11 protein-coding genes are annotated in these 10,918 nt (G+C 73.2%); 10 read left to right on the forward strand and 1 reads right to left on the reverse strand.

Annotated elements, in window-relative coordinates:
- On the forward strand, positions 1–709 hold a 709-nt coding region (locus N865_RS20670), incomplete at its 5' end, for an aggregation-promoting factor C-terminal-like domain-containing protein (protein ID WP_051511189.1).
- Positions 710–806: 97 nt separating this feature from the next.
- On the opposite strand, the gene coaA is transcribed toward N865_RS20670, so the two are convergent.
- Entirely contained in the window at positions 807–1,772 is a 966-nt protein-coding gene (gene coaA / locus N865_RS20675; RefSeq protein WP_034810159.1) for a type I pantothenate kinase, read from the reverse strand.
- A gap of 71 nt (positions 1,773–1,843) precedes the next feature.
- Between coaA and glmS the strand changes: the two genes are divergently transcribed.
- From glmS to tsaD, 9 genes are all read left to right on the forward strand, one after another.
- Positions 1,844–3,703 (forward strand): glutamine--fructose-6-phosphate transaminase (isomerizing), encoded by a 1,860-nt coding sequence (gene glmS / locus N865_RS20680; RefSeq protein WP_034810160.1) that lies wholly within the window; start codon positions 1,844–1,846, stop codon positions 3,701–3,703.
- Between the two features lie 39 nt (positions 3,704–3,742).
- On the forward strand, positions 3,743–4,093 hold the full coding sequence (locus tag N865_RS20685) for a holo-ACP synthase (protein ID WP_034810161.1): 351 nt from the start codon (positions 3,743–3,745) through the stop codon (positions 4,091–4,093).
- Positions 4,093–5,634, forward strand: coding sequence for a bifunctional ADP-dependent NAD(P)H-hydrate dehydratase/NAD(P)H-hydrate epimerase (locus N865_RS20690; RefSeq protein ID WP_051511190.1), 1,542 nt, complete (start codon positions 4,093–4,095; stop codon positions 5,632–5,634). Before N865_RS20685 ends, N865_RS20690 begins: the two co-directional genes overlap by 1 nt.
- A 140-nt stretch (positions 5,635–5,774) precedes the next feature.
- Entirely contained in the window at positions 5,775–6,953 is a 1,179-nt protein-coding gene (gene alr / locus N865_RS20695; protein ID WP_051511191.1) for an alanine racemase, read from the forward strand.
- Positions 6,950–8,203 (forward strand): alpha/beta fold hydrolase, encoded by a 1,254-nt coding sequence (locus N865_RS20700; protein ID WP_034810163.1) that lies wholly within the window; start codon positions 6,950–6,952, stop codon positions 8,201–8,203. The genes alr and N865_RS20700 overlap by 4 nt, the downstream gene beginning before the upstream one ends.
- The gene (tsaE, locus tag N865_RS20705) at positions 8,193–8,654 is read left to right on the forward strand and encodes a tRNA (adenosine(37)-N6)-threonylcarbamoyltransferase complex ATPase subunit type 1 TsaE (protein ID WP_034810164.1); all 462 of its coding nucleotides are present in this window, start codon (positions 8,193–8,195) and stop codon (positions 8,652–8,654) included. The genes N865_RS20700 and tsaE overlap by 11 nt, the downstream gene beginning before the upstream one ends.
- Positions 8,655–8,659: 5 nt before the next feature.
- Entirely contained in the window at positions 8,660–9,343 is a 684-nt protein-coding gene (gene tsaB / locus N865_RS20710) for a tRNA (adenosine(37)-N6)-threonylcarbamoyltransferase complex dimerization subunit type 1 TsaB (protein ID WP_034810166.1), read from the forward strand.
- Positions 9,340–9,822, forward strand: a complete 483-nt coding sequence (gene rimI / locus N865_RS20715) for a ribosomal protein S18-alanine N-acetyltransferase (RefSeq protein ID WP_034810167.1) — start codon at positions 9,340–9,342, stop codon at positions 9,820–9,822. Before tsaB ends, rimI begins: the two co-directional genes overlap by 4 nt.
- On the forward strand, positions 9,815–10,861 hold the full coding sequence (gene tsaD / locus N865_RS20720; protein WP_034810168.1) for a tRNA (adenosine(37)-N6)-threonylcarbamoyltransferase complex transferase subunit TsaD: 1,047 nt from the start codon (positions 9,815–9,817) through the stop codon (positions 10,859–10,861). The genes rimI and tsaD overlap by 8 nt, the downstream gene beginning before the upstream one ends.
- The last annotated feature ends 57 nt before the right edge of the window (positions 10,862–10,918 follow it).

Genomic DNA, 10,918 nt, shown 5'->3' on the forward strand with positions numbered 1-10,918 from the left:
GGCCACGCGCCGGGACCGCCGCGCGAGCGCGCCCCGGCGCGGCATCCGCCGCCCGATCCTCGCCGGAGGCCTCACCGTCGGACTCGGCCTCGGCGCGCTCGGCTATGCCGCCGCCGCCAACCTCGGCTCCGACGACGCCGCCTTCGTCGTCGGCGACGGTGTCGTCGCCCAGACCGACGAGCTGGCGCGCGCGCTCACCGTCGACACCACATACCGGGCCGCCGCCTCGGTCTCCCGCAACGAGCGCCGGGCTGCGATCGCGGCGAGCGGGCTTCGCGACGCCAAGGCCCTCGAGGCCAAGCAGAAGGCCGAGGCCGAGCGAAAGGCCCGCGAGGCGAGGGAGGCCGCCCGTCGGGCCGAGCTCGAGGCCATGCGCAAGCAGGCGATCGCCAGCGCCCGGTCCAACCCCCAGGCCGCCGCCCGTGTCCTCATGGCCGACTACGGCTGGACGAGCGACGCCCAGTTCAACTGCCTCGTCAACCTGTGGAACCACGAGAGCAACTGGGACTACACCGCCGAGAACCCCAGCTCGGGCGCCTACGGCATCGCCCAGGCGCTGCCCGCGTCCAAGATGGCCAAGTACGGCAGCGACTACCGCACCAACCCGATCCCCCAGATCAAGTTTGGCCTCTCGTACATCGACGCGGCCTACGGCAACCCGTGCAACGCGTGGTCGACGTGGCAGGCCCGCATGCCGCACTGGTACTGACCGGACGCGGCGCGGGGGTCCGAGAGGGCCCTTTGCCGCGGGGCCGGCCTCCGCAGGGAGCCGGCCGCGCGGCATACCCCTCGGTCGACCGGGTGGGTCAGATCTTGCGCAGGCGCACCCGGCGGACCTCGTGGTTCTCGCCCTTGGAGAGCACGAGCGTCGCCCGCGAGCGGGTGGGCAGGATGTTCTCGACGAGGTTGGGCCCGTTGATCTCGCGCCAGATCCGGTTCGCCGTCGCGACCGCCTCCTCGTCGCTGAGGACGGCATAGCGGTGGAAGTACGAGTGCGGGTCGGAGAACGCCGTCTCGCGCAGGCGCAGGAAGCGGTCGACGTACCACTTGCGCACGTCGTCGACCCAGGCGTCGACGTAGACCGAGAAGTCGAAGAAGTCGCTGATCGCCATGCCCGTGCCGCGGACGGGGTGGACCTGCGGCGCCTGGAGGACGTTGAGGCCCTCGACGATGAGGACGTCCGGCTGGCGCACCACGATCCGCTCGTCCTCGACGATGTCGTAGGTCAGGTGCGAGTAGACGGGCGCGGTCACCTCGGCCCGGCCCGACTTGACCTCGGCGACGAAGCGGAGCAGCGCCCTCCGGTCGTACGACTCGGGGAAGCCCTTGCGCTGGAGCAGCCCGAGCCGCTCGAGCTCGGCGTTGGGGTAGAGGAAGCCGTCGGTCGTCACGAGCTCGACCCTCGGCGTGTCGGGCCAGCGCGCGAGCATCTCGCGCAGGATGCGCGCCGTCGTCGACTTGCCGACGGCGACCGACCCGGCAACGCCGATGATGAACGGTGTCTTCGCCGGCCGCTCGCCGAGGAAGTTCGTCGTCACGTCGTGCAGCTCGCGTGTGGCTCGCACGTAGAAGTTGAGCAGGCGCGAGAGCGGCAGGTAGACCTCCTCGACCTCCCTCAGGTCGACACGGTCGCCGAGGCCGCGCAGGCGCGCCACGTCGGCGTCGTCGAGCGCGAGCGGGGTGTTCTCCCGCAGTCGCGACCATGCGGCCCGGTCGAGCTCGACGTAGAGCGACGGGATGGCCGAGGCGGATCCGTTCGGTGGCTGCGACACGCCGCCATTCTTGCGGACCCCTCGACGGTGGGTGGTCCGGGGGCGTCCGAGGTTCCAATAGGCTGAGCGCCATGTGTGGGATCGTTGGATACGTCGGCAGGACCCTTGACGGGACGGCGCTCGACGTCGTCATGGAGGGCCTGGCCCGCTTGGAGTACCGCGGGTACGACTCCGCCGGCGTGGCCCTCGTCGACGGTGACCACGTCGAGACGCGCAAGAAGTCCGGCAAGCTCGCCAACCTGACCGCCGAGCTCGCGGCGCACCCGCTGCCGCCGTCGACGACCGGCATCGGCCACACCCGCTGGGCCACCCACGGCGGCCCGACCGACGGCAACGCCCACCCGCACCGCGGTGGCAAGGACGGCAAGCTCGCCCTCATCCACAACGGGATCATCGAGAACTTCCACGCGCTCAAGCAGGGCCTGCTCGCTGCGGGCGTCGAGTTCACGAGCGAGACCGACACCGAGGTCGTCGCGCACCTGCTCGCCGCCTCCTACGACGAGACCCACGACCTCACCGACGCGATGCGCTCGGTCGTCGCCCGCCTGGAGGGCGCCTTCACGCTCCTCGTCATCCACGCCGACCAGCCGGGCGTCGTCGTCGGCGCCCGCCGCAACAGCCCGCTCGTCGTCGGCCTCGGCGAGGACGCCAACTACCTCGGCTCCGACGTGGCCGCCTTCATCGGCCACACCCGCCACGCCATGGAGCTCGCGCAGGACCAGATCGTCACGATCACGCCCGACGGCGCGACCGTCATCAACTTCGACGGCACGCCGGCCGAGGGGAAGGCCTACGAGGTCACGTGGGACGCCGCAGCCGCCGAGAAGGGCGGCTACGCGACGTTCATGGAGAAGGAGATCAACGACCAGCCGCACGCGGTGGCCGACACCCTTCTCGGCCGGACCGACGCCTCGGGTCGCCTCGTCCTCGACGAGCTGCGCATCTCGGAGGAGCAGCTGAAGGCCGTCGACCGGATCACGATCGTCGCCTGTGGGACGGCCGCCTACGCCGGCATGACGGCGAAGTACGCCATCGAGCACTGGACGCGGATCCCCGTCGAGGTCGCCCTCGCCCACGAGTTCCGCTACTGCGACCCGATCGTCAACGAGCGCACGCTCGTCGTCTCGATCAGCCAGTCGGGCGAGACCATGGACACCCTCATGGCCGTCAAGCACGCCCGTGACCTCGGCGCCCTGACGATCTCGATCTGCAACACGCACGGCTCGACGATCCCGCGTGAGTCCGATGCCGTCCTCTACACGCACGCGGGCCCCGAGATCGCGGTGGCCTCGACGAAGGCGTTCCTCGCCCAGATCACCGCGTCCTACATCCTCGGCCTCTACCTGGCCCAGCTGCGCGGCGGCTCGTTCGCCGACGACGCGCAGGCGGTCATGAAGGAGCTCGCCGAGGTCCCGGGCAAGATCGAGACCCTGCTCGGCCGGATGGGCCGGGTCAAGGAGATCGCGAAGTTCATGGCCGACACGCGCTCGGTCCTCTTCCTCGGCCGGCACGTCGGCTACCCCGTCGCGATGGAGGGCGCGCTCAAGCTCAAGGAGCTCGCCTACATCCATGCGGAGGGCTTCGCGGCGGGCGAGCTCAAGCACGGCCCGATCGCGCTCATCGAGCCGGGCCAGCCGGTCTTCGTCATCGTGCCGTCCCCGACGAGCGAGCACGGCCTGCACGGCAAGGTCGTCTCCAACATCCAGGAGATCCGCGCCCGCGGCGCACGGACGCTCGTCATCGCGGAGGAGGGCGACGAGTCCGTCGTCCCCTTCGCGGACGAGGTCATCTCCGTCCCGGCCACCTCGCAGCTGCTCGCACCGCTCCTCACGGTCGTGCCGCTCCAGGTCTTCGCGCTCTGGCTCTCGACGGCCAAGGGCCTCGACGTCGACCAGCCGCGCAACCTCGCCAAGTCCGTCACGGTCGAGTGAGCCGGGTCCAGTGAGCCAGGGGAGCGGGGCGCGGGCGCGATGATCATCGGGGTCGGGATCGACGTGGTCGACATCGCGCGCTTCGAGCAGACGCTCGTGCGCACCCCGTCACTGCTCCAGCGCCTCTTCACCCCGGAGGAGCAGGATCTCGGGATCGCGTCCCTCGCGGCCCGGTTCGCTGCGAAGGAGGCGCTCGCGAAGTCCCTCGGAGCGCCCGTCGGGCTCCACTGGACCGACGCCCGCGTCGTCACCGATGCCGACGGCAAGCCGTCCCTCGAGATCGGTGGCACGGTCCAGTCCCGGGCCCGCGACCTGGGGGTCGACTCGTTCCACGTGTCCCTGTCCCACGACGCGGGCGTCGCGTCGGCCGTCGTCATCGCGGAGGGCTGATGATCCGCGCACACCGCGTCGAGGACGTCCGGGCCGCCGAGGCGGCCGCCATGGCCGCGCTCCCCGAGGGCGAGCTCATGGCCCGTGCCTCGGAGGGCCTCGCCGAGGTCGCGGCCGCCCGCCTCGCCGAGCGCGACGGGCGCACGGTCGTCGCGCTCGTCGGCCCCGGCAACAACGGTGGCGACACCCTGTATGCCGCTGGGCTCCTCTCCGAGGCCGGGTTCGCCTGCGTCGCCGTCCTCGTCACCCCCGCGGGGCGCGCAAGCGTCCACGCCGAGGCCCTCGCGGCGGCCGAGGAGGCCGGCGTGGCCGTCGTGGTCCCGGCCGACGACCCGGCGGCCGCCGCAGCGCTCGTCGGCGAGGGCGACCTCGTCCTCGACGGCATCGTCGGGATCGGGGGCCGCCCCGGCCTGCACGACGAGGCGGCACGCATGGTCGATGCGATCGACGACGACGCCTGGGTCCTCGCCGTCGACCTCGCGAGCGGCCTCGACCCCTGCGGCGAGTCCGGTGACGACGAAGCCGTCTGGGCCGACGAGACCGTCACCTTCGGCACTCCCAAGCCCGCCCACCTGCTGCCTGCGGGCGAGGGGGCGACCGGCCGGCTCACCGTCGTCGACATCGGCCTCGACCTCGACGACGTCCCGGCGGCCGTCGAGCGCCTCACCTACGACGACGTGGCTCTCCTCTGGCCAGTGCCCGGACCCGCCGACGACAAGTACTCCCGGGGCGTCCTCGGCGTCGTCGCCGGGGGCGAGAGCTACACCGGTGCAGCCATCCTCAGCGTGACGGCGGCGGCCGAGTCCGGCGCCGGGATGATCCGCTACGTCGGCACCCCGACCCCGACCGGACTCGTCAGGGCCGCCGTCCCCGAGGCCGTCCACGGCGAGGGCCGGGTGCAGGCTTGGCTCATCGGGCCCGGCCTCGACGTCTCGGCCGAGGGCGAGGCGGCCCGGGCCCAGCTCGACGTGGCCCGCACGGCGCTCGCCTCGGATGAGCCCGTCGTCCTCGACGCGGGCGGCCTCGACCTGCTCGACCCCGGCGCGCTGCCGCGTACCGCGCCGACCCTGCTCACCCCTCACGCGGGAGAGCTCGCGCGCCTGCTCAGCCGCCTCGATGCCCCGTCCGGGGCCCGCGACGCCACCACGGGCGAGACCCCTTCCGTGACCCGGGCCGACGTGGAGGGCGACCCGCTCGGCCACGCCCGCAGGCTCGCCGCCCGCACGGGTGCCACCGTCCTGCTCAAGGGGTCGACGACCCTCGTCGTCGACCCCGACCTCGCCGCCCCCGTCCGGTCCCAGGCCGACGCCCCGGCCTGGCTCGCCACCGCCGGGGCCGGTGACGTCCTCTCCGGTGTCGTCGGGACGCTGCTGGCCTCCGGGCTGAAGCCCCTCGACGCAGGCTCGCTCGGGGCCCTCGTCCACGGGGTGACCGCCGACCGGGTGTCCGCAGGGGGCCCGCTCCGGGCGCTTGCGGTGGCTCACGGCATACGACCGACGGTTCGGGACCTCCTCGCTCGGGGACGCTCGGCCCCGGAGTGACCGGGCCGCCGCGCCCGGCGGCGATGGCACCCGATGCGTGGGTGAGGCGGTTCGGCTGGGAGAATCCCGGTGACGACACCGACCGCTCGGCCGCGGACCCCTCCGCGCCCGAGCGCCGACGAACTGCGAGACTGCACACGATGACGCACACCGACGCCCCCACCCCCACCCGGGCGGTCACCGACGGGCTGACCGTCTGGGCCGAGGTCGACCTGTCGGCCCTCGAGCACAACGTCCGCACCCTGCGTGCGCTCGCCCCGCGGTCGCAGTTCATGGCCGTCGTCAAGGCCGACGCCTACGGCCATGGCCTCGTGCCGGTCGCCCGGGCCGCTGTGCGGGCCGGGGCCGAATGGCTCGGGGTCGCCCAGCTCGGCGAGGCGGTCGCCCTGCGCGAAGCCGGCCTCACGACGCGCCTGCTCACGTGGCTGAGCGTCCCCGGGACCGACTTCGCCGCCGCCCTGTCGCGTGACATCGACGTGGCCGCCTCGGCGCCGTGGGTCCTCGACGAGATCGCGGCGGCGGCTCGTGCCACCGGGCGGACGGCACGCGTCCACCTCAAGGTCGACACGGGTCTCGGCCGTGGCGGCGCCTACGGTGCCGACTGGGGTGCCCTCGTCCGGCACGCCCGGCCGCTCGAGGTCGAGGGAGCCATCGCCGTTGTCGGGATCTGGACCCACTTCGCGCTCGCCGACTCGCCGGAGCACCCGACGGTCCTCGCACAGCAGGAGCGCTTCTTCGAAGCCGTGGCCGAGGCGGAGCGCGAGGGCTGCCGTCCGGAGGTCCGCCACCTCGCCAACTCGGCCGCCACGCTCGTCCACCCGTCGGCCCACGCCGACCTCGTCCGTCCGGGCATCGCGATGTACGGCCTGAGCCCGGTGCCCCAGATCGACGACGACTTCGGGCTGCGACCGGTCATGTCGCTCCGCGCCCGGCTCGCGCTCGTCAAGCGGATCCCCGCGGGCCAGGGCGTCAGCTACGGCCACGCCTACGTCCCCGACGTCGACACGACCGTCGGGCTCGTGCCGGCGGGCTACGCCGACGGCGTCCCGCGCAACGCGACGAACGTCGGCCCGCTCCGGGTCGGCGACCTGCGCACGACCATTGCGGGACGCGTCTGCATGGACCAGTTCGTCGTCGACCTCGGCCCGGAGAGTGGCGCCGAGGCCGGTGACGTGGTCACCCTCTTCGGCTCCGGGCCCGGCGAGCCGACTGCCCAGGACTGGGCCGACGCGACCGACACGATCAGCTACGAGATCGTCACGCGCGTCGGAGCCCGCGTGCCTCGCCTCCACCTCGACGGGCCGGGGGAGCACCCATGAGCCCCGGCCCGCGCAGCAACCCGGTCTTCGGCATCGCCGCCGCGGCCATCGGGGTCGCGGCAGGTGTGGCCGCCGGCATCGCCGCGGAGCGGGCCGGCCAGCACCGCGCGGCCATAGCCGCCCTCGAGACGCCCGAGCTGCTCGAGATCGTCCCCGACGAGGAGCACATCGTGCTCACCGACGACGGCGTCGCCCTCCACGTCGAGATCGACCTGCCCACGAGCGGTGACGCGGCCCGCGCGGCTGCCGGCACGACCCGGGGCGACCGCCCCGAGTCGCTGCCCACCGTGGTCCTCACCCACGGCTACTGCCTCAGCCTCAAGTGCTGGGTCTACCAGCGGCGCGCCCTGCGCGACGCCGGCTACCGCGTCATCTCGTGGGACCAGCGCGGCCACGGCCGGTCCGGTCGGGGCGAGCCCTCCAGCTATGTCATCGACCGGCTCGGGACCGACCTCGCCGCCGTCGTCAACGCCCACGCCCCCGAGGGAGACCTCGTGCTCGTCGGGCACTCCATGGGCGGCATGACCGTGATGGCGTTCGGCGAGCAGCACCCCGACCTCGTCCGGGAGCGCGTCATCGGCGTCGCCTTCGTCGGCACGAGCCCCGGGGGGCTCAACCTCGCCAACGGGGGCCGGATGGCGACCTTCGCCCGGAGCCTGCTCGAGCACGTCGGCCCGTCCGTCCTCGGTCCACTGAGCGAGCGGCCGGCCCTCTTCTCGCGCCTGCGTCGCGTCGGCCGCGACCTCGAGTACTTCCTGGTCGAGCAGAACTCCTTCGGCTCACCCGTCCCGCGGTCCGTCGTGCGCTACACCGCCGACATCCTCCTCGGCACCCCGCTCGACGTCATCAACGACTACCTCGAGACCTTCGACGGCTTCGACAAGCGGCCCGCCCTCGCGGAGTTCACGAGCACGCTGGTCCTCGTCTTCAACGGCAAGCAGGACCTGCTCACGCCGCCCGCCCACAGCGAGCTCATCGTCGAGGCGATCCCGGGCGCCGAGCACATCGTCGTCAACGACGCCGGCCACGTGATCATGCTCGAGCACCCCGAGCTGCTGAACGCCCACCTCATCGAGCTCGCCGACCAGGCCGCCCGCGCTCGGGCCGAGCAGATCGACGTGGCGAAGAAGCCGCGGGTGCGTCGCATCGTGACCGACGTGGCCAAGGGACGCCGACTGCGCCGCCTCGAGAAGGAGGCCGACGCCCTCGTGCGGGCCAAGCGCAAGGAGAAGCACCACCGTGGAGCGTGAGCTCACGTGGCCGTCGGCCGAGGACACGCAGGCGTTCGGCCGGCACCTCGGCGGCCTGCTCCGGGCGGGGGACGTACTCGTCCTCACGGGCGACCTCGGCGCGGGCAAGACCACCCTGACGCAGGGCATCGCGGAGGGTCTCGGCGTCCGCGGCCCGATCACGTCACCCACGTTCGTCATCGCACGGGTGCACCCGTCGCTGGTCGGCGGTCCGGCACTCGTCCACGTCGACGCCTACCGGCTCGGCTCCGCCGTCGAGCTCGACGACCTCGACCTCGACGCCGACCTCGACGACAGCGTCACGATCGTCGAGTGGGGTGCCGGGCTCGCGGAGCAGCTGAGCGACGAGCGGCTGGAGATCACGCTGAGCGGCGACGACGTCCGCACCGCCCGGATCGTCGGCATCGGATCCCGCTGGGACGAGGTCCTCGACGAGGTCGGGATACCCTGACCGTCGTGCTCCTGCTCGCCATCGACACCTCCACGACGGCCATCACCGTCGCCCTCCACGACGGTTCGTCGGTCCGCGCCGAGGTGACGACTCTCGACGCCCGGGCCCACGCCGAGCACCTCGCACCGGGCATCCGCGCCGCGCTCGAGAAGGCCGGCGCGGTGTCGTCGGACGTGACCGAGGTCGTCGTGGGCCTCGGTCCGGGCCCGTTCACCGGCCTGCGCGTCGGGATCGTCACGGGCCGCACCTTCGCCCTCGCGCTCGGCATCCCCGTCCGCGGCATCTGCAGCCTCGACGCCCTCGCCCACGAGGCGTGGCAGTGCGGCCGCCGGGGCGCGCTCCTCGTCGCCACCGATGCCCGCCGCAAGGAGGTGTATGCCGCTCACTACGCCCTCGACGACCGTGGCCTCAGGCGTGAGTCCGGTCCGGTCGTGGCCCGCGCCGCCGACCTGCCCGACGAGCTGCGGGCGCTCCCGACGGTCGGGCGCGGGCCCCTGCTGTGGCCCGAGAGCCTGCCGAACGGCATACCGGAGGGGTCCGGCCTCATCGACGTGAACGCCGGTGCCCTCGCCGACCTCGCGGTCCTTCGGCGCGCGAGCGGCGACGGCCTCGACGGGCTCGAGCCCCTCTACCTCAGGCGCCCCGACGCGGCGCCGGCGGCCCCCAGCCGGAAGTCGACGCTCGGATGACGACGACGACCCGGTCCGGCGTCACGCTACGCGCGCTCGAGTGGACCGACATCGACACCCTCGCCGAGCTCGAGGTGGTGCTCTTCGCTGATGACGCGTGGACGGCTCCCACGTGGTGGGCCGAGCTCGCCGCCCGCCCGCGCCGTGACTACGTTGCCGCCGTCGACGAGTCGGGTGCGCTGCTCGGGTATGCCGGACTCGACCTGGCCGGGGACGTCGCCGACATCATGACGATCGCCACGGCACCGGCCGCACAGGGTCGCGGGATCGGCCGGGTCCTGCTCGAAGAGCTGGTCCGCCGGGCCACCGAGCGGGGAGCCGAGGCGCTCCTGCTCGAGGTGCGGGCCGACAACGCGCCCGCACGGGCGCTCTACGACCGGAGCGGATTCGAGGTCATCTCGACCCGCCGCCGCTACTACCAGCCCGGCGACGTGGACGCCCTCGTCATGCGCCGCCACCTCGGGAGGGACCATGGCTGACGAACCCCTCGTCCTCGGCATCGAGACGTCGTGCGACGAGACCGGCGTGGGCATCGTCCGCGGAGAGACTCTGCTCGTCGACGCGGTCGCGAGCAGCGTCGAGGAGCACGCCCGCTTCGGCGGCGTCGTGCCCGAGGTCGCGAGCCGCGCCCACCTCGAGGCGATGATCCCGACGATCGAGCGCGCCTGCCGCGAGGCCGGCGTCGGCCTGCGCGACCTCGACGCGATCGCGGTGACCTCGGGGCCGGGCCTCGCCGGTGCCCTCCTCGTCGGGGTCGCGTCGGCCAAGGCGCTCGCCGTCGCCCTCGACAAGCCGATCTACGGTGTCAACCACCTCGCCTCGCACGTGGCCGTCGACATCGTCGAGCACGGCCCGCTGCCCGAGCCCACGATGGCGATGCTCGTCTCCGGTGGGCACTCCTCGCTGCTCCTGGTGCCCGACATCACCAACGACGTCCGCTCCCTCGGCGCGACGATGGACGATGCGGCCGGCGAGGCGTTCGACAAGGTCGCACGCGTGCTCGGGCTACCCTTCCCCGGCGGGCCGCACATCGACCGCGCCGCCCGCGAGGGCAACCGGGTCGCGATCGACTTCCCCCGGGGCCTGACGACCGGGCGTGACCTCGAGCGCTACCGCTTCGACTTCTCGTTCTCGGGGCTCAAGACGGCCGTCTCGCGATGGGTCGAGACGCGCCAGCGCGCCGGCGAGACGGTTCCCGTCGCCGACGTCGCCGCGAGCTTCCAGGAGGCCGTCGTCGACGTGCTGACCCGCAAGGCTCTGCTCGCCTGCAGGGAGCACGACGTCGACCACCTGCTCATCGGTGGGGGAGTGGCCGCCAACTCGCGGCTGCGTGCCCTCGCCGAGGAGCGCTGCGCCAAGGCCGGTGTGACGCTCCGGGTGCCGCGGCCCGGTCTCTGCACCGACAACGGCGCGATGGTCGCCGCCCTCGGAGCGCAGATGGTCGCCAAGGGCCGCGAGCCGAGTGAGCTCGGGCTGCCCACGGACTCCTCGATGCCCGTGGAGCTCGTCCAGGCCTGACAGGTCGCCCGGGTCGCCCGGGTCGCCCGGGTCGCCGGGGTCGCCGGGGTCGCCGGG

The sequence above is a fragment of the Intrasporangium oryzae NRRL B-24470 genome (assembly GCF_000576595.1).
Classification (GTDB): Bacteria; Actinomycetota; Actinomycetes; order Actinomycetales; family Dermatophilaceae; genus Intrasporangium_C; species Intrasporangium_C oryzae.